The sequence below is a fragment of the Nonomuraea sp. SYSU D8015 genome (assembly GCF_008065375.1).
Lineage (GTDB): Bacteria > Actinomycetota > Actinomycetes > Streptosporangiales > Streptosporangiaceae > Nonomuraea.
Map to the genome: position 1 here is coordinate 324,439 of NZ_VJYI01000006.1, position 17,905 is coordinate 342,343.

The following is a 17,905-nucleotide window of genomic DNA, read 5'->3' on the forward strand; positions in this document are numbered from 1 at the left end:
CGTGACCCATGAAGGGCGCGACGTTCGGCGAGGTGTTCGCCGTCAGGGAGTTCCGGGTGCTGTTCGGCAGCTTCGTGTTGCTGATCGCCGGGGACGTGATCAAGATGCTCTCCCTGTCCGTGCTGGTCTACGCGCGGACCGGGTCTCCCGGGCTGTCGGCCGCGGCGTACATGGCGGGGTGGCTGCCGTTCATCCTGGGTGGGCTCTTCCTGCTCTCGATGGCCGACCGGGTGCCGCCGCGGGCCCTGATGATCGCCGGGGAGCTGGTCAGGGCGGTGACGTGCCTGCTGCTGGCCTACGCGGGGCTGCCGGTCTGGGTGCTGCTGGCGCTGGTGCTGGTCACCGGGTTGTTCTCGCCGGTGTTCTTCGCCGCGCGGGCGGCCATGCTGCCCGAGGTGCTGCCCGGGGACGCGTTCGTGCTGGGGCGGTCGGTGCTGAACGTGGCCTCCGCGAGCGCGCAGATTCTCGGGCTGGCCGTCGGCGGCGCGTTCCTGGGCGTCACCGGCCCCTCGTCGGCGCTGGCCGTCACCGCGGGGCTGTCGATCGTGGCCGCGGTGGTGCTGCGGGTGGGGCTGCCGTATCGGCCCGCCCGGGGCGCCGCGGCGCGGGTGGAGCGGGACGACGCGGACCGGGCCGGGCGGGATGGCGTGGATGGGGCCGGGCGGGATGGCGTGGATCGGCTGGAGCGGAGCGACGCGGACCGGGCCGGGCGGCGTGGTGCGGTGAGGGAGACGCTGCGCGTGAACCGGCGGTTGCTGGCCGATGGGCGGGTGCGCGGGTTGCTGCTGGCCGGGTGGTTGCCGTGCGTGTGCCTGGCGGGGGCCGAGGCCATGGTCGTGCCCTACCTCGGCGGGCAGGGGCAGGCGGGGGTGGTGCTGGCGGCGGCGGCGGGCGGGATGGCGGTCGGCGAGTTCGCGGTCGGCCGGTTCGCGGCGCCCGAGCTGCGGGAGCGGCTGTCGTTGCCGCTGGCCGTGCTGCTCGGGGTGCCCTGGATCGGGTTCGCGCTCGCGCCGGGGATCGTGTGGGCCTGCGTGCTGGCGGCGGTGGCGACGGCGGGGCTGGCGTACCAGCTGGGGTTGCAGCGGCGGTTCGTGGACGCGGTGCCGGAGGAGGTGCGCGGGCAGGCGTTCGGGCTGCAGTCGGCGGGGTTGATGACCGGGCAGGCGGCCGGCGCGGCACTGGTCGGCTTGCTCGGTGAGGCCATGGGGCCGGGGCCCGCGATCGCGGTCGCGGGCGTCGGCGGCATCCTCGTGGCACTGGCCCTCGCCGGCGTCCTGCGCCCGTCGCCCACGCCCCGCCCACGGCCCGCTGACCAGCTCCTTCCGCCGTCCACGCCGGCTCCCACCCCGCACCTGGACGCGTGACATGGACGCCCGCGAGGGGCAGCGGGGGGCACGGTCCTCAAGACCGTCGGGGGCGGCGATGAGAGGCGTGGGGTTGTCCCGGGTGGTCAGGGCGGGGGAGGGGGCGGGAGTTCGCCGGATCCGCGAGGAATGAGGCGGACCGGGAGCTGGATGTGCTCGGGCGGACCCACGTCACCTCGCAACCGGCGGAACAGCAGCTCGGCCGCCACCTTCCCCATCCACGCCGGATCCTGCGCCACCACGGTCACCCCCGGCCGCAGCAGGTCGGCCAGCTCGAAGTCGTCGAATCCCACCACCGCGACCCGCCGCCCCGCCAGTGCCCGCAGCACGGTCACGGTGTACCGGCCGTTGCCGGTGAACAGCGCCGTCGGCGGCTGCTCCATGGCGAACATCCGGGACAGATCAGCCCGCACCGCCTCCAGAGAGGGCGTCCGCATCGACACCAGCCGCTGGTCGTACAGTCCGCCGAGGGCTTTCCGGTAGCCGCGGAGCCGCTCGGCGGCCGTGTAGATCCCGGGGTCGTCGCCCAGAAAGGCGATCCGATGGTGACCGTGGCCGAGCAGGTGGCGTACGGCGTGCTCGGCCCCGCCCGCGTTGTCGGCGAGCACGGTGTCCACGTCGAGCCCCGCCCCCGGCGGCCGGTCCGCGAACACCACCTTCGTCCCCGCCTCCAGCTCCGGCCGCAGGTACGTGTGATCGTCCCCGGCCGGCACGACGATCAGCCCGTCCACCCGGCGCGTGCAGAACGTCTCGACCAGCTCCCGCTCCCTGCCGGGCTCCTCCCCGGACGAGCCGCTCAGCAGCAAGCAGTCGTGCTCGATGACCACGTCCTCCACGGCCCGGCTCAGCCCGGAGTAGAACGGGTCGGCGACGTCCTCGATGACCAGCCCGATCGTGGCCGTCCTGCCCCTGCGGAGCACCCGCGCGCTCTCGTTGCGGCTGTAGCCCAGCCGGTCGATCGCCTCGCGCACCCGCTCGGCGGTGGCCGGGTGGACGCCCGGCTCGCCGTTGACGACACGCGAGACGGTCTTGAGAGCCACGCCGGCGGCGGTGGCGACGTCCTTCATCGTCGGTCTCACGCCAGGATCATGTCTTACCCGGACGGGCTAGACAACGTTGTCAGGTAGCTATGCGAGAGTGGTCCCCTATGTCGTTGAGATCTGCCGTGCTCGTGGCCGGGTTCGTCCTGGCCGCGCTCAACCTGCGCCCGGCCATCGCGGGCGTCTCCCCGCTCCTCGACGAGATCATGAACGACGTCGGACTCTCACCCGCGGGCGGCGGCGCGATCACCACGGTCATGGTGATCTGCCTGGGCGTGTTCGGCCCGGTGGCGCCGCTGCTCGCCCGGCAAATCGGGCTCGACCGCACGCTGCTGGCCGGTCTGCTCGTCATCGCCGCCGGCGTGGTGCTGCGCGGCCTCGACGGCGCGCCGATGCTCTACCTCGGCTCCGCCCTGGCCGCCACCGCGATCGCGGTCATGAACGTCGCCATGCCCGGCGTCGTCAAACAGCACTTCCCGTCCCGGGTCAACCTGCTGACGGGCGTCTACGTCTCCGCGGCCGTGGCCGGCGCCGCCACCGCCTCCGCGGTGATGATCCCCATCGAGCGCGCCACCGGGTACGGCTGGCGCGGCGTCTCCGCGCTGCTGGCCGTGCCCGCCCTGCTCGCGGCCCTGCTCTGGCTGCCGCAGGCGCTGGCCAAGCAGGCCGGGCCGCAGAACGGGCCCAGGCCGTTCGGCGCCGTCCTCCGCAGCCGCGTCACCTGGTACATCACGGCCCTGATGGGCCTGCAGTCACTCACCTTCTACGTCGTCCTGGCCTGGCTGCCGACGATCTTCCTGGATCACGGTCTCCCCGCCGACCAGGCGGGCTACCTGCTCAGCCTCACCAACCTGGTGCAGGTCGGGACCTCGCTCGCGGTCCCCGTGCTGGCCGGTCGGCGTGACTCGCAGGTGCCGTACGTGGTCGGCGCGGGCGCGCTGACCGTGCTCGGTTACCTCGGCGTGCTGCTGGCCCCGACGACCGTCCCGTGGCTGTGGATGATCGTGCTCGGCGTCGGCCAGGGCGCGTCGTTCGCGCTCGCGCTGCTGATCATCGCGCTGCGCCCCGCCGACCCCGCGACGGTGACCGCGCTGTCGGCCGTGGCCCAGTCCGTCGGGTACGTGATCGCCGCTCTGGGGCCGCTGCTCTTCGGGCTCCTGCGGGAGGTCTCGGGCGGTTGGACGGTGCCCCTGATCGCGGTGCTGGGGGTGCTGGCGGTGCAGATCTTGGCTGGCTGGTTCGCTGGACGCCCTGCTACTTTAGGTAAGGCTAACCTTTAGGGGAGGGTTTTCAGCGTGCTGACCGAGGCGCTCCGGCGCATGGCCGACGGGCGCGGCGGGGTGATCGGGGTGGAGCCCGGCCTCGTCATCGAGCCGGACGCGAGCTGGACTCCCGTGCCGGAGCTGACGCGGGAGCCGTACACGCTGCTGAACGGGCTGATCGCCGAGACGGCCGGGCGCTGGAACGCCCCGCACCACGTCGGCGCGGCGCTGTTCTGGAAGACCTTCGCGTACTGGCACACGCTGCCGATGGCTCTGGGCTGGGCGCTGGACGGGCGGGTGCCGGTCATGCGCCCGGCCGAGACGTACTTTAAGCCCTCCGACGCCGGGGTGACGATCGCCGCCACGCGCGTGAGCTGGGGCTCCGGCGCGGGGGCGATCCGCGAGGTGCTGGCCGAGACGCAGGAGCCGCTGGTCAAGGCGATCAACACGCTGGCCAAGGTGGGCGAGCGGACGCTGTGGGGGTCCACGGCGGAGGCGTTCGCCCACCCGTTGACGGCCATCGTGCCCGGCGACTACATGGCGCTGCTGAAAGAGATCGGCCCGCCGGTCGACGGGCTGGTGGAGCCCGCGGACGACGGCTACTTCCGCAGGACCTGCTGCCTGTGGATCACGCTGCCCGACGTCGAGCCCTGCGGAAGCTGCTGCGTGCTCAGGCCGGCCCGCCGATAGCGCGCAACGAAGCGCGCTACGCCACGACGGCGTCGTCCAGTGGCCTGAGCTCGTCGGCGTAGCTCACCGAGACGCGGCGCATGACGCCGGTGTCGTCGATCGAGTACTGACCCAGCCGCCACAGCGGCGGCGAGTAGGCGTGGATGGAGACGCTCCGGTCGACCGCGCCGGTCAGCCGGTGGATGTGGTCGGGACCGAACGAGAACGACTGCCCCTCCGACACCACGGTCTCCAGGTGCTCGCCGCCGATGCGCGGGTTGCACTCCAGGAGCGCGCCCTGGACCACGTGCACCGCGCCGGAGGAGATGTCGTGGTCGTGCCAGCCCGTGTCGTCCTGGGGACGCCAGCACAGCACCCAGACGTCGACGTACGCGTCGCGGTGCAGCGAGGCGTAGTGCCGCCCGCCGTCCTCGGGGAAGTCCACGAGGTCGCGCCACTCCTCGGGGCGGGCGGCCAGCTGATCCACCAGGTCGCGCAGCTCGCGCCGGTCGAGCGTGCGTTCGGGGAGCCGGGCACACGTGTCCCCGCCCTGGGTCTGCTTGGTGCTCATGTACGAGGCTCCTCTCTTGCTAGTAGGCGACGGGGATTGGTGACGCGGATCGCGTGGGCGGCCGCCGCGCCGAGCCCCGGGTCCGGCGCGGTGGCGTAGGGGGCGTCCGAGCCGTTGACGACGACGTCGATGCCCAGCTCGCGGACGACGGCGTCGATCGCGCGCGGGCCGTAGGAGGAGGTCTCCACGAAGACGTTCCTGTCGACCAGGCCGCGGCCGGGGCCGCCCCGGGCGATCAGGCGCTCGGAGTGCAGCGGTGCCAGGCCCGCCAGCAGTGCGAAGCACACGCGCAGCCGCGGGTGCTTGGGCCGGACGACGGCGTGGAAGTGGTGCCACGCGGCGTGCATCTGCTGCACGTACGGCACCAGCGCCGGCCACCACGGCGGCATGCCCGGCGCGGCCGCGGCCGGACCCGGGTGCACGAACAGCGGCAGATCGCGCTCGGTGAGCACGTCGAGCAGCCGGTCGTCGGGCACGGCGTTCGCCGGGACCTGCAAACCGATGAACCCGCGATCAAGGTCCTTGGCCAGGCGCTCGGGGTCGGGCTCGCTGTGGCAGGTGGCCGCCCAGGCGCCGAACGGCTCGCCCAGCGCCAGAGCGCCCTCGTGGTAGGCGTCGAGCAGCGGCCAGCACTCCTCGGGCGGCAGGAACTCGATGCCCAGCGGGCTCGACAGCGACACCAGCGCCAGCTCCAGCCCCGTGGTGTCTCTGTGCTCGTGGTCGGCCGGATTGACCTCGTACGGCGGCTCGCCCTCGAGGATCAGCGTCCACCCGTCGAGGCGCGGCGGGGAGGTGCGGGCCCGCAGCGCGTCGACGAACGAGCCGGTCCACAGATGCTGATGCACGTCGATGGCCACGGTCACCCTCCCCTCATTTCCGACTAGTATTGCAGGTAAACCCCTCACCCAGCGAACCTGTGGTCGTGAACCGCTTCAGTGATGCGGTTCAGTGAACCGCTTCACTCAGGATATGTCAACGGCTCGCCCGGAGCTCCCCGATCAGCCGGTGCTGCCGTTCGACACGGGGAACGACGGGATGCAAGCTGATGAACATGCCTTCACCGTAAGGAGACAAAAGCGACAAGCCCATGACGGGAAATCCGATTCTGTCGGTGCCACGCAATAGGCTGGCGGAATGCCTCGTAAGCGAGCCACGATCCGTGAGGTGGCCCAGGCCACCGGCTTGTCACCGGCGGCTGTCTCCTACGCCCTGCGCGGCCTGCAGGTGTCCGAGGAGACGATGGAGCGGGTGCGCGCCGCGGCGGCCGAGCTCGGCTACGAGGCCGACCCCATCGCCAGAGCCCTGGCCAGCGGGCGCACCGGCATGATCGGGCTGCTCTGCGGCTCGCTCGAAGACCTGTGGCAGCAGTCGCTGGCGGTCGGCATCAGCAGGGGCCTGCGGGAGAAAGACCGCTACGCCCTCATCCTCGACGCGGTCGGCGACCCGGCCAGGGAGCGGGCCTTGGCCCAGCAGCTGCGCGACCAGCGCGTCGACGGCATGATCGTCCAGCCGCTCGACCCGTCGGCCGCGTTCTGGAAAGAGCTGTGCGAGTCGCTGCCGGTGGTCGCCATCGGCGACTCGCTGGCGGGGACGGCCGGCGAGGTGGTCTTCGACAACCGGCGCGGGGTGACGCTGGCGCTGGAGCACCTGCAGGCCCTGGGGCACCGCAGGGTGGCCGTGCTCACCTCGACCCGGGCCAGCACGCCTGACCGGCCCGCCGACGTGCACGTCACGGCCGAGGCCGAGCGCCTGGGGCTCGACATCGACGTCGTCACCGCGCCGCACGGCCTGGCCGGGGCCGCCTCGGCCGCCCGTGACATACTCGCCGCCGACAAGCCGAGCGCCGTCTTCTGCTTCGCCGACTCCATCGCGTACGGCGTCTACGCGGCGGCCCAGGAGCTGGGGCTGTCGATCCCCGGGGACGTGTCCGTGATGGGCTACGACGATCACCCGATGTCGGGCCTGCTCACGCCGGGCCTCACGACGGTCGACTGGGACATCGACGGGATCGTGCGTGCGGCGGTGCGTCTCATCTCGGCCGCCGCCGACGGCGCCACCCGCCGCCGCCGCATCATCCAGGCCCCCACCCTCAGAGAACGCGGCTCGGTCGCCCGCATCTCCTGACCCGCCCGGCCCGCTTCCGGCCTCGGGTCCGGCCCGCTTCCGGCCTCGGGCCCGGCCGGCGCTCCGCCCGGTACGGCGGGCGGAGCACTGGGCACCAGCTGTCCGGCCCGGACCCTCGCGCCCAGATCCCTGTCCGACTCGGGTCGGCTTCCCGGCGGGTTCCGTGGGCGAATGGCGGCGCTGCTGCCCGGGGTGGTGTGAGCGTCGTCTGGGCGGGCGGCGTGAGTCGATGGGCGGCCCAGGCCGAGCGCGGACAAGGGCGGCTGCTGCTGGGGTCGTGTGGCGCGTCGCCCGGGGTGGGCGGCGCGGGACGTGCGGTGATGCGGGTCGAGGCAGACCGTGCCGTCGTCGAGCGCGGGCGCGTCGTCTGGGTTGGGTGGTGCGGGTCGTCCTGTGGCGTGGAGCGTGAGGGCGGAGGTAGTCAGGGGGTGTGGTTGGTGGGGTGGGTCACGGTGTGGTGGGCGGCTGCCAGGTCGTCGGTCAAGGGGCGGTCGGGAGGCGGCGGGTGGAGGGCGCGGGTCGCAGCCGCCAGCTCACAGGACAGGATGATTTCCAGCGGCTCCAGGCACCTCAGGGCGTGGCGGGCGGCCTGGGTCGCGAAGGAGGCGTGGTCCTCGACGCCCAAAGAGATCACCGCCGTCCCGGACGTCACCGGGTTCGCGAGGTGGCGCAGCTCGGCAAGGGCGTCCTGGGCGACGTACTCGAGGATCAGAACCCCCGAGGCGCCGGGCCGGTTGGCGAGGAACGGGTGGCGGCCGGTGTAGGCCGGGTCCATGAGGGACGCCAGGCGGGCCGTGCTCAGCTGGGCCGTCTGGGCGACGGCGGCGCGCAGGGCGTCCAGCGCCAGCGCCACGGGGGCGGCGTGGAAGTTGCCGTTGTGCCAGGCCAGGGAGCCGGCGATGAGGGGGTTCTCGGTGGCGGCGTTGAGGTCGGTCTCGACGGTGGCGCTGGCGCGGTCGAGGGCGTCCACGGCCGCGCCGTGCACCTGGGCGAAGGCGCGGAAGCCGTACGGGTCCTGGATCCTGGTGGCCTGTTCCCTGGCGAGCAGGCCGCGCAGGCGTGCGGCGACGGCGGCCTGGCCGGGATGAGGGCGGGCTTCCTGCACGGTGGCGGCCAGCGGCTCGGCCGAGGCCCCGACGGCGGTGAACGACCGGGCGGCGACGTCGATGGCGGTCTCGAAGAGCAGGCGGAGGCGGTGGCAGGCGATCGCGGCGTCTGCCAGCGTGGCCGCCCCCGAGCTGATGAACGGCAACGCGTCGCCTGAGGAGAGGGGAAAGCGCGGCCCGGGGGCGGGCTCACCCCGAGGGGAGCGGGCGTCTGGCGCGGCGCCTTCTCCATGGGCCGGGGGTTTCTCAGCGAATCCTTCCCCACGGGCCGGAGGTTCCTCAGGGAACACGGGTGGTGGGGGCGCGGGATCGTTCTGCTCGTCCGGGACGGCCAGGGAGGGGTCGTGGTGCCAGGGGAGTTCGCCGAGGAGGCACAGGGCGGTGGTGGCCAGGGCCGTGAGGTCGCCGGTGCCGATGGCGCCGTAGGTGCGGACCGGCGGGGTGAAGCCGTCGTTGATCGCGTCGGCCAGCACCGGCAGCAGGGCCGGGTCGAGGCCGGAGCCGCCCACGAGGAGCTGGTTGAGCCGGACCACGAGCATGGCCCGGGCGCGGGCGGGCTCGATCGGCGGCCCGGCGCCGATCGCGTGGCTGCGGAGCACGTCGAGACCCGGGGCCTCGACCAGGACGTTCCTGTTGGCGCCCAGGCCGGTGGTGCGCCCGTACACCGGACCCGTCAGCTCCTGGGCGGTGATCCACGCGGCCCGGGCCCGATCCAGCGAGGCGATCGTGACCCGGGCCCCGTCGTACGCGGCCGCGTGGACCTCCGCGCAGGTCAGTCCGGCGCCGTCGAGCAGCACCATGGAAGGTCAGTCTTTGTCGGGGATGAACAGCCCCAGCAGCCAGCTCACCACGCTGACGACGATGGCGCCCCAGAACGCGGCCGGGTAGAAGTTGTCGACGTGGAAGGGGATGTCGAGCTCTCCCGCGATCCAGCTGGTCAGCAGCAGCATGGCCGCGTTGATCACGAGTAGGAACAGGCCCAGGGTCAAGGCGATGATCGCGCACCCGAGCGCCTTCACGATGGGCTTGACGATCGCGTTCACGAGGCCGAAGATCAGCGCCACGAGGAGCAGGATGCCCCAGTATCTGGCCGAGTTGGTGGGGGCGTTGACCTCGATGCCATCGATGAACTGCACGGCGACCCAGAGGGCCGCCGCCGCCGCGATGGTTCTGATGATGAATCTCACGCTGCTTGATCCTCCCACTTGGGCGCGGCGCTGCGATAGGGGCGCAGTCAGTACGATGCCCGGCCGTCACCGTTCGTAGTCACCGGTTATCGGCCCCCATACGCGGGGAAGAGGCGTGCAAGGGGAGGGAGTGAGATGGATGCGAACGGGCTCGAGGAGTTGCCGGCGCACGAGTTGCACGATCGGGCGGTGCGATACGCCGTGCGTCACGGCGATCTGGGGTTCCTGTGGGACCTGTTGAAGGTGATCCCGGCCGCCGAGGCCGCCACCGGTCACGAGACCGACGCCGACCTCACCAGGGTGTCCGCTCTGCTGAGCGACGCCATCGCGGCCGGGGAAGGCGATCTGGGGGAGGCGCTGCGCCCGGTCTATATCGAGTACCTGCGCAAACACCCCGACGCCTAGCCGGCGAGCCGGGCCTCGGCGCCGCTGTACTCGATGAAGCCGGGCGTGCTCACCTCCTGGCCGTCGCGCCCGACGATCATGGTCTGGTACGGGCCGGACTCGGCCAGGTCGGCGGCGAAGCGGCGGGCCAGGATCGGGCCCATGGCGTAGATGGCGGTGGCGTACGCGTCGGCCAGGCCGAGGTCGGGGCCGATCACCGTGACGAAGCTGAGGCCGTCCTGCACCCGGCCCGTGCGCGGGTTGACGATGGGGGCGGCGCCCGAGGTGGCGATGCCGAGGTCGTTGGCGAAGACGACCTTGCGGACCACGTCCTTGCGCGGGTCCCTGATACCGATGCGCCAGCGCTTTCCGGGGGCGGCCGAGCCGCGTACCCGGATGTCGTTGCCCGCGGTGATCCGGTGGTCGACCGCGCCTGCCTGGGACAGGGCACGTGACAGGCGCTCCAGCGCCCATCCCTTGATGTAGCCGGACGGGTCGATGACGCCGTCGCGGCGGGCCTCGAACCAGCCGCCCGTGGCCTCACTGAGCTCGTCGCAGCGGTGCAGGACCTCGATGAGCTCCGGGATCTGCCTGATCGTCTGGCCGCGGTTGAGCCGGCCGATCTGGCTGTCCTCTTTGGCGGGGCTGAAGGTGTCGGCCACCCATCTCAGCCACGAGAACGCGTCTTCCAGCAGGGGCGTCAGCTCACGGACGGGGAGAGCCGTCCGGATGTCAACAGTAACCGGCATGCCCGAGATCATTTCGAGTCGACGCGTTCCAGGGAAAAGAGCGGTTCTGGGGAAACTCGTCACCTTGCCTCCTTGTCCGCGACCCACCGTCCCAGATGTCGCGTAATGTCAGGCTAAACTTTTGGTATGGATTTGAAATGAATCTGTGACTTTGGGATGGCGAGTCGTGACAGAGCGCCGCCGACGTACCTCTTGAACTGCCGCGGACCGGCCACCACCACGTCGCGCTCGGCGATGTCGGGAATCTCACGTCTCAGGCCGGACGCGCTCACCCGCTCCTTGACCCTCGGGTCGTGCTCCTCGCCCAGGACGAGGATGAGCCCGTATCTGGCCTCCAGGTCGCGGAGCTCGTCGGTGGCCCGCTCGGCACGGTAGATCGCGACCGTGTCCGCGGCGCCGGCCAGGCGGGCCCGCAGGGCGGCCGGGTCCAGGCCGGTGGCGATCAGCAGCGAACCCTTGGTCGGGTGGGGGATCTTGTGGCTCCACACCGCCATCACGGCCGCCGTCGCGTAGGTGACGAGCGCGCCGGCCTGCCAGAGGTTCGTCACGTAAGCGGTCGAGGTGAACTGGTGTGCCACCAGCAGCGCCCCGGCCAGGTAGCCGCCGAGCCGAAGCTTTTGCCTGGCTTCTTCGGTGCGCAGGTATTCGGCGGCCTTGACGCTGATGAAGCCCAGCGCCACGAGCAGACCCGCGGCCGCGTACGCGGTCGGCGTCCACGGGTGGCCGAGACCTGGCTGGATGGCGCCGAACTCGGCAACCGCGACACCGCACCAGAAGAGGATGGGACCGTGATTCGCATTCGCCTCGCTAGCCATGTCGTCCACGATCCTGAGCGAACATTAAAGCTTCCTGAGTACTTCCGAGGAATCTGCTAAGACAGGCCGCCCGCACCGGGAGACGGGCGGGTGGATAGGGTCCTGACATGGCTGATGTGCGGGTTGAGCGGACTGATGACGGCGGATTCCGGGCGGTGAACGCCCGTGGGGCCGAGGTGCGGATGGGCGGTCAGGAGGACGGCGTGTTCACGCCGGTGGAGTTGCTGCTGGCCGCGCTGGGCGGGTGCAACATCGTGACCGTCGAGCCGCTGACCGCCAAGCGGGGGCACCGGCTGGTCAGGCTGGCCATGACGGTCGAGGCGGAGAAGGTCGAGCCGAACAAGCTGGGCCCGGTGACGATCACCTACGACGTGGAGCTGCCGTCGGAGGAGGCCGGCGAGGTGTTCCGCGCGGTGGCCGGGCGGGTGCACGAGAAGTACTGCACGGTGGGGCGGTCCCTGGAGGAGGGAACTGAGGTTCGGTTGAAGCTTCCGTAGTCGGATTAAACAGATATTCGACCCCGTTATGACGCGACCGTTGCATTCGTCTCGGTAGCGTTGTACCAGGTCAGGAGCTCAGGCGACTGACCGAGGGCCTTCACCGAAGCGGACGCGGAGGGGGACCGCGAGCCGCTAGTGCGGGACCGCCGACGTTTTTGGGGGAAAGCGTCGGCCTGGACCGCCAACGATCGGGCCGGGCAGCTTTGGGGGAACTGCCCGGCCCGATCCATGCGTAAGCTCCGTTTCTGTGAAAAAGGTTCTCATCGATTGCGACCCCGGCATCGACGACGCGCTCGCCCTGGCCCTCGCCGCCGGGTCACAGGACGCCCTGGACGTGGTGGGCGTCACCACGGTGGGCGGCAACGTCGACCTCCCCCTGACCACGGCGAACGCACTGGCGCTCAGGGAGTTCCTCGACCTCGGGGACGTGCCTGTCACCCCGGGGAGCGCGGGCGCCCTGCTCCGGCACACGGTACGGGCCGATCACGTGCACGGGGCCACCGGGCTCGGCGGCGTGGTGCTGCCCGCGCCGGAGCGCGGCGTCTCCGAGGGGCACGCGGTCGACTTCATCGTGGATTCGCTGCGGGCCGCGCCGGGTGAGATCACCCTGGTGGCCGTGGGGCCGCTGACGAACCTCGCCCTCGCCGTACGCAAGGAGCCCCGCGTCGTCGAGTGGGCCCGCGACCTGGTCATCATGGGCGGCTCCTACACGCGCGGCAACCACAACCCGGCCGCCGAGTTCAACATGCTGGCCGACCCGGAGGCGGCCGCGATCGTCTTCGAGGCCGGGTGGACGGTCAAGATGATGGGCCTCGACGTGACGTTGTCCGCCGTTGTGACGTCGAGCGTGCTGGACCGGATGTGGCCGCTCGGCAGGCTCGCGGACCTGCTGGTGCCGGCCGCGCAGTCGTACAAGCCGGTGACGGCCGACGACGGGCCGGCCATCCACGACGCGTGCGCGGTGGCGTACGTGCTGGATCCATCCCTCTTCACCTGCGTCCCCGCCGTGGTGAACGTGGAGACGGCGGGCCTCTACACGCGGGGGATGACCGTGACGGACTTCGAGGTCGGCGACCGGCGGGCGAACGCGCTGGTGGCGACCTCCCTGGACGTGAAGCGGTTCTGGGATCTGGTGATGGCGGCGTACGAGCGGCTGGCCGCCCGGCTCGGCTGATGTGTGCGGGCACTGCTCGGCGACTGATACAGTTACACCTGTTGCGCCGCTAGCTCAGTTGGTCAGAGCAGCTGACTCTTAATCAGCGGGTCCGGGGTTCGAGTCCCTGGCGGCGCACCCACCGGAAACCGCCTGGTCCGCCAGGCGGTTTCGCTGTTTCCCGGAGGTCAATCCTTCACGGCGCCGCCCAGTCCTGAGACCAGCCGCCGCTGCACCGCCACGAAGAAGATCAGCACCGGGATCGTCATGAGTGTGGAGGCGGCCATGATGCCGCCCCAGTCGTTCTCGTCCGGCTTGAAGAAGACGAGCAGCGCCGCGGGCAGGGTCTGGTTGTCCTTGGCGGAGATGATGAAGGTCCTGGCGAAGACGAAGTCGTTCCACGCCGTGATGAAGGAGAAGACGCTGGTGGCCACGAGGCCGGGTGCCACCAGCGGGAACAGGATGCGCCACAGCACGGTCGCGCGCCCGGCGCCGTCGATCATGGCCGCCTCCTCCAGCGCCTCCGGCACGGCGGCGACGAAACCGCGCATCATCCAGATCGCGAACGGCAGCGTGAACGCCAGCTGCACCACCACCAGCGAGCCCAGCGTGTTGAGCAGCCCGAGGTCCCTGACGACGAAGAACAGCGGGATGGTCAGCGCCTCCACGGGCACCATCTGCGCGATCAGGAACATGATCAGCACGGTCGTCCTGAGCCGGAAGGCGAACCTGGTCACGGCCACGGCGGCGAGGAAGGCGACCCCGGCCGAGAGCACGACCACGGTCAGCGCCACGCCCGCGCTGTTGAGCAGGTAACGGCCGAAGCCCTCCCCGGTCAGCACCCGGACGAAGTTGTCCAGCGTGGGGTGCAGGGTCCACGGCCTGACGTCGAGCGACTGGATCTCGCCGTTCGGCTTGAGCGCCGACAGGACCATCCAGTAGAGCGGGAACGCGGTCAGGAAGGCGACGACCAGCGCCACGGTGTTGGGCAGGAGGCGTCTTCTCATAGTTTCTCCCCGCTGCGGTAGAGCGCGCGGATGTACAGCAGCGTGATCGCCAGCAGGATGAGCGTCATGACGACGGCGATGGCCGAGCCGAGGCCGTATTCCGAGGAGCCGAAGGCGGTCTGGTAGGCGTACACGTTGAGCACGGTGTTCTGCCCGGCGACGCCGCCGCCGTTGGTCATCACGTAGATCTGCGTGAACACCTTGAAGTCCCAGATCACCGACTGGATGACGACGATGGTGATCAGCGGCCGCAGCATCGGCACGATGATCTTCCAGAACGAGCCCCAGGCCGAGGCCCCGTCGAGCGCCGCCGCCTCCAGCACCGACGCCGGGATGGCCTGGATGCCGGCGTAGAGCGTCACCATGACCAGCGGGAACGAGTGCCACACGATGGTGGCGCCGACCACTCCGAACGTGACCCAGCGGTCGTAGAACCAGTTGAACCCGTCCAGCCCGAGCACCTGGTTGACCAGCCCGAGATCCGCGTCGAACAGGAACATCCACACGGTCGAGCCTGTCATCGCCGGCGCTGCCCACGCCCCCAGCGCGGCCAGCGACAACGTCGTCCTCGGCACCGGGCTCACTCTGGTCATCAGCACGGCCAGCGCCGCGCCCACGGCCAGGGTGGCGGCCACGAGCGCGGCCGCGAATCCCACGGTCTGCGCCAGCACCTCCCAGAACCGGGCGTCCCCGAGCAGCGTCGCGTAGTTGCCGAACCCGACGAACGTGCTCGGCTGCCCGCCGCTGACCTGGGCCTGCCGGTAGTCGAAGACCGACAGCAGGCCCAGCATGTACACCGGGTAGCCGAACATGGGCACGAGCACGGCCGCCGCGGGCAGCAGGTAGAGCCAGGGCCGCGCCTTCGTACGGCGCCTGACGAGGACAGCGGTCACGAGCGTCCGAAGGCCGCCTTGACGGCCGCGGCCGCCTCGGTCGTGGCCTCCTCCACGGTGGCCTGGCCGGTGGCGATCTTCTGCAGCATCGTCGGGATGACCTTGCCGTTGTCGATCTTCACCCAGGCGGGGTCGATCGGCACGAACTTCGTCCCCTTGGGGACCGTGTCCAGAAACGGCTTGAGGAACGGATCCTTGGCCGCGACCTCCTCGCGCGCCGAGGTCAGCGTCGGCAGGTTGCCCATGGCCTCGTACATCTTCATCTGGTACGCCTTGCCGCCCAGCAGCTTCACGAAGTCCACGGCGAGCGTGCGGTGCCTGGCGTTCTTCATGACGCCGAGGTTGTTGCCCCCGGCGAAGGCCGGAGCGATGGAGCCCTCGGCCGAGCCGGGCAGCGGCACCACCGCGTACTTGCCGGCCGCCGCGCCCGCGTCCATCGCGGAGCGGTTGAAGTTGCCCCCGATGCCCATCGCCGCCTTGCCGCTGGCGAACAGCTCGACCGTCTTGCCGCCGGTGAGCGACACGCACGCCTGCGGCGGGCAGATCTCCTCGGTCAGCAGGTCGGTGTACGCCTTGACGCCCTTGCGCGACTCGGGCGAGTCCAGCGAGGTGATGTCACCGCCGGCGTCCCAGACGAAGGGCAGGGCGCCGAAGGTGTTCTCACCGCCGACGGCCATGCCGTAAAGGTCGGGCTTCTTCTTGCGGATCGTGCGGGCGGTCTCCGTCAGCTCGCCGATCGAGGCCGGCGGTTTGAGTCCGAGCTCGTCGAAGACGTCGGTGCGGTAGTAGAGGGCGCGGACGCCGATGAACCACGGCAGGCCGTACTGCTTGCCGTCCACCGCGGCCGACTTGAGGAGGTCGGGCGTCATGTCCTGACCCTGCAGGTCGGCGGTGAGATCGGCGAAGCCGCCCGCGGCCGCGTACTCGGCGAGGTCGGTGTTGCCGTACTCGGCGACGTCGGGCGAGCTCGCCGGGTCGTTGAAGGCGCCCTTGAACTTCTCGTGCCGGGCCGGCGTGGTCGGGATGTAGGTCACCTCGACCGTCACGTCGGCGTGCGCGGCGGTGAACTCCTTGATCGCCTCGTTGACGACCTTCTCCTTCGGGGCGCGGTTGGGCTCGTCGAAGAGCCACACGCGCAGCGTTCCGGTCTTCTCGTCGGCGCCTCCTCCCGCTGGGGCGGTCGAGGGAGCGCAGGCGGCCAGCGCGAGCAATGCTGTCCCGGCCGCAGTCAAGTAAAGAAACTTCACTGTAAACCTCCTGGCCGCAGACATTAGGAAGCCGTCCAAGCGGGCGGGAAGGTTCGTAAATGGTTGTTCTGCACAGCAAAATGCCGTGTTGCATACGCGTTTCGTCACGGTATGTTGGCCCTCGTGCCCGATCGCAACCAGTCCACCTCGCTCAGGCGGGCGCTGGCCGTGCTCGACCACGTACGCGAGCGCCCCGGCCTGTCGCTCACCCAGCTGGCCGAGGCGGCAGGGCTGCCCAAGAGCACCGTGCTGCGGCTGACGGCGCCGCTCCTCGAGACCAAGCTGCTCGAACGCGACCGCAGGACGGGGGCGTACCGGCTGGGTCACGGCACGCTGCGGCTCGGCCAGGCGTACCTCGCCACACTCGACCTGCGCGCGGTGGCGGCCGAGGAGTCGCACCGGCTGATGAGCGAGGTGCGCGAGACCGTCCACCTGGTCGTGTACGACCCGCCGCACGTCGTCTACATCGACAAGGTGGAGAACGACGCCAACGTCCGCATGGCCTCGCGCATCGGCAGCCGCGGCCCCGTCCACTCCACCGCGGTCGGCAAGGCCATCCTGGCCTGGCAGCCCGACGACGCCGTGGCGGAGCTGACGCTCGAACCCAGGACCAAGCACACGATCATCGACCACGACCGGCTCCGCGCCGAGCTGGCGCACATCAGGCGCCGCGGCTACGCCGTGGACGACCGCGAGAACGAACCGGAAGTGCGCTGCGTGGCAGCGCCGATCTTCAACCACAACGACGCGGTCGCCGCCGCCATCTCCGTCTCCGGCCTCACCTCGCGGATCACCGCCGCGCGGGTGCGCGAGCTGGGGCCGCTGGTGGCCGGGGCGGCGGCGCGGATCTCGAGAAAGCTGGGTAGCCCCAACCGATGACCGATCTCGTCACCTTCGGTGAGACCATGGCGCTGTTCGCGGCCCGCCGCACCGGGCCGCTGCGCTTCGCCCGCGACTTCGACCTGGGCCTCGGCGGCGCCGAGTCGAACGTCGCGATCGGCGTGGCCAGGCTCGGGCACGGCGCGACCTGGATCGGCAGGGTGGGGGCCGACGAGTTCGGCGACCTGATCCGGGCGACCCTCGCCGGCGAGGGCGTGGACGTGCGTGCCATCCCCGACCCCGACGCGCCCACCGGGCTGATGATCAAGGGCAGGCGTACCGCCGACCTCATCGACGTGCGGTACTACCGCAAGGACAGCGCGGGCTCCCGGCTGTCGGCCGCCGACCTCGCCCCCGAGCTCATCAGGTCGGCCCGCGTCCTGCACGTCTCCGCGATCACGCCCGCGCTGTCCGCCTCCGCGCGCGAGGCCGTGCGGCACGCGATCGCCGAGGCGCGGGCCGCGGGCGTGACCGTCTCGCTCGACGTCAACTACCGCAGGGCGCTGTGGACTCCCGAGGAGGCGGGCGCGTGGCTGCGAGAGACGGTCGGGCTGGTGGACGTGCTGTTCGCGACCGAGGCCGAGGGCCGGCTCATCGCCGACGCCGAGGGGCCGGTCGAGCTGGCCAAGGCGCTGGCCGCGCGGGGGCCGCGGCACGTGCTCGTCAAGTTCGGCGCGAAGGGCGCCATGGAGCTGTCGGACGGCGTCGTACGGAGGGCGGAGCCGTACGACGTGACCGAGGTGGACTCGGTGGGGGCCGGGGACGCGTTCGCGGCCGGGTGGCTGGCGGACTGGCTGGCCGGGGCGGAGCCCGCGCAGCGGCTCAGCACGGCGTGCGCGGCGGGGGCGTTCGCGGTGACCTCCCAGGGCGACTGGGAGAGCCTGCCGCGGCGAGCCGACCTGAGCCTCCTGCAGCGGCCCGCCGACGGGGTGAGCCGCTGATCAGAGCAGGCGAT

General features: G+C 71.2%; 19 protein-coding genes and 1 tRNA gene. 10 read left to right on the forward strand and 10 right to left on the reverse strand.

Annotated elements, in window-relative coordinates:
• Positions 1 to 8 precede the first annotated feature (8 nt).
• Positions 9 to 1,364 carry an MFS transporter gene (locus tag ID574_RS26685; protein ID WP_188191703.1) on the forward strand — a complete coding sequence of 452 codons (1,356 nt, stop codon included), beginning with the start codon at positions 9 to 11 and terminating at the stop codon, positions 1,362 to 1,364.
• A gap of 86 nt (positions 1,365 to 1,450) precedes the next feature.
• Here ID574_RS26685 and ID574_RS26690 read toward each other — a convergent pair whose 3' ends face one another.
• On the reverse strand, positions 1,451 to 2,443 hold the full coding sequence (locus tag ID574_RS26690; RefSeq protein WP_442939326.1) for a LacI family DNA-binding transcriptional regulator: 993 nt from the start codon (positions 2,441 to 2,443) through the stop codon (positions 1,451 to 1,453).
• A 68-nt stretch (positions 2,444 to 2,511) separates the two neighbouring features.
• Between ID574_RS26690 and ID574_RS26695 the strand changes: the two genes are divergently transcribed.
• Together ID574_RS26695 and ID574_RS26700 are read left to right on the forward strand one after the other, a co-directional pair.
• The gene (locus tag ID574_RS26695; protein ID WP_188191704.1) at positions 2,512 to 3,684 is read left to right on the forward strand and encodes a CynX/NimT family MFS transporter; all 1,173 of its coding nucleotides are present in this window, start codon (positions 2,512 to 2,514) and stop codon (positions 3,682 to 3,684) included.
• 15 nt (positions 3,685 to 3,699) lie between these two features.
• Positions 3,700 to 4,356 carry a hypothetical protein gene (locus tag ID574_RS26700; protein WP_188191705.1) on the forward strand — a complete coding sequence of 219 codons (657 nt, stop codon included), beginning with the start codon at positions 3,700 to 3,702 and terminating at the stop codon, positions 4,354 to 4,356.
• 16 nt (positions 4,357 to 4,372) lie between these two features.
• Here the strand turns inward: ID574_RS26700 and ID574_RS26705 are convergent, their stop codons facing one another.
• Positions 4,373 to 4,906, reverse strand: a complete 534-nt coding sequence (locus ID574_RS26705) for a cysteine dioxygenase (protein ID WP_188191706.1) — start codon at positions 4,904 to 4,906, stop codon at positions 4,373 to 4,375.
• Positions 4,903 to 5,769, reverse strand: a complete 867-nt coding sequence (locus ID574_RS26710; protein ID WP_223167085.1) for an amidohydrolase family protein — start codon at positions 5,767 to 5,769, stop codon at positions 4,903 to 4,905. The genes ID574_RS26705 and ID574_RS26710 overlap by 4 nt, the downstream gene beginning before the upstream one ends.
• Positions 5,770 to 6,040: 271 nt before the next feature.
• Here ID574_RS26710 and ID574_RS26715 point away from each other — a divergent pair, with 271 nt between their 5' ends.
• Positions 6,041 to 7,030 (forward strand): LacI family DNA-binding transcriptional regulator, encoded by a 990-nt coding sequence (locus tag ID574_RS26715; protein ID WP_188191707.1) that lies wholly within the window; start codon positions 6,041 to 6,043, stop codon positions 7,028 to 7,030.
• Positions 7,031 to 7,451: 421 nt separating this feature from the next.
• Here ID574_RS26715 and ID574_RS26720 read toward each other — a convergent pair whose 3' ends face one another.
• Both ID574_RS26720 and ID574_RS26725 read right to left on the reverse strand, forming a co-directional pair.
• Positions 7,452 to 8,936, reverse strand: a complete 1,485-nt coding sequence (locus ID574_RS26720) for an aromatic amino acid ammonia-lyase (RefSeq protein ID WP_188191708.1) — start codon at positions 8,934 to 8,936, stop codon at positions 7,452 to 7,454.
• Between the two features lie 6 nt (positions 8,937 to 8,942).
• Positions 8,943 to 9,323 (reverse strand): phage holin family protein, encoded by a 381-nt coding sequence (locus ID574_RS26725; protein WP_188191709.1) that lies wholly within the window; start codon positions 9,321 to 9,323, stop codon positions 8,943 to 8,945.
• Between the two features lie 135 nt (positions 9,324 to 9,458).
• On the opposite strand from ID574_RS26725, the gene ID574_RS26730 reads away from it, so the two are divergent.
• Entirely contained in the window at positions 9,459 to 9,728 is a 270-nt protein-coding gene (locus ID574_RS26730) for a hypothetical protein (protein ID WP_188191710.1), read from the forward strand.
• On the opposite strand, the gene ID574_RS26735 is transcribed toward ID574_RS26730, so the two are convergent.
• Complete coding sequence (locus tag ID574_RS26735; protein WP_188191711.1) at positions 9,725 to 10,456, reverse strand: FAD:protein FMN transferase; 732 nt, start codon at positions 10,454 to 10,456, stop codon at positions 9,725 to 9,727. The genes ID574_RS26730 and ID574_RS26735 overlap by 4 nt on opposite strands.
• Positions 10,457 to 10,569: 113 nt before the next feature.
• On the reverse strand, positions 10,570 to 11,271 hold the full coding sequence (locus ID574_RS26740; RefSeq protein ID WP_188191712.1) for a ferredoxin reductase domain-containing protein: 702 nt from the start codon (positions 11,269 to 11,271) through the stop codon (positions 10,570 to 10,572).
• Positions 11,272 to 11,378: 107 nt separating this feature from the next.
• Here ID574_RS26740 and ID574_RS26745 point away from each other — a divergent pair, with 107 nt between their 5' ends.
• The 3 genes from ID574_RS26745 (at position 11,379) to ID574_RS26755 (ending at position 13,062) form a co-directional block, all read left to right on the forward strand.
• On the forward strand, positions 11,379 to 11,768 hold the full coding sequence (locus ID574_RS26745) for an OsmC family protein (protein WP_188191713.1): 390 nt from the start codon (positions 11,379 to 11,381) through the stop codon (positions 11,766 to 11,768).
• A gap of 250 nt (positions 11,769 to 12,018) precedes the next feature.
• Positions 12,019 to 12,945, forward strand: coding sequence for a nucleoside hydrolase (locus ID574_RS26750; RefSeq protein WP_188191714.1), 927 nt, complete (start codon positions 12,019 to 12,021; stop codon positions 12,943 to 12,945).
• A gap of 43 nt (positions 12,946 to 12,988) precedes the next feature.
• Positions 12,989 to 13,062: transfer RNA gene (locus ID574_RS26755), tRNA-Lys, on the forward strand.
• Between the two features lie 50 nt (positions 13,063 to 13,112).
• Here the strand turns inward: ID574_RS26755 and ID574_RS26760 are convergent.
• The 3 genes from ID574_RS26760 to ID574_RS26770 are packed head-to-tail and all read right to left on the reverse strand — an operon-like array spanning position 13,113 to position 16,071.
• The gene (locus tag ID574_RS26760) at positions 13,113 to 13,931 is read right to left on the reverse strand and encodes a carbohydrate ABC transporter permease (protein ID WP_188191715.1); all 819 of its coding nucleotides are present in this window, start codon (positions 13,929 to 13,931) and stop codon (positions 13,113 to 13,115) included.
• Positions 13,928 to 14,824, reverse strand: a complete 897-nt coding sequence (locus tag ID574_RS26765; protein ID WP_223167086.1) for a carbohydrate ABC transporter permease — start codon at positions 14,822 to 14,824, stop codon at positions 13,928 to 13,930. Before ID574_RS26765 ends, ID574_RS26760 begins: the two co-directional genes overlap by 4 nt.
• On the reverse strand, positions 14,821 to 16,071 hold the full coding sequence (locus tag ID574_RS26770) for an extracellular solute-binding protein (RefSeq protein ID WP_223167087.1): 1,251 nt from the start codon (positions 16,069 to 16,071) through the stop codon (positions 14,821 to 14,823). The genes ID574_RS26765 and ID574_RS26770 overlap by 4 nt, the downstream gene beginning before the upstream one ends.
• Positions 16,072 to 16,182: 111 nt before the next feature.
• On the opposite strand from ID574_RS26770, the gene ID574_RS26775 reads away from it, so the two are divergent.
• Together ID574_RS26775 and ID574_RS26780 are read left to right on the forward strand one after the other, a co-directional pair.
• On the forward strand, positions 16,183 to 16,950 hold the full coding sequence (locus ID574_RS26775) for an IclR family transcriptional regulator (protein WP_188191717.1): 768 nt from the start codon (positions 16,183 to 16,185) through the stop codon (positions 16,948 to 16,950).
• The gene (locus ID574_RS26780; protein WP_188191718.1) at positions 16,947 to 17,891 is read left to right on the forward strand and encodes a sugar kinase; all 945 of its coding nucleotides are present in this window, start codon (positions 16,947 to 16,949) and stop codon (positions 17,889 to 17,891) included. Before ID574_RS26775 ends, ID574_RS26780 begins: the two co-directional genes overlap by 4 nt.
• Positions 17,892 to 17,905: the final 14 nt, after the last annotated feature.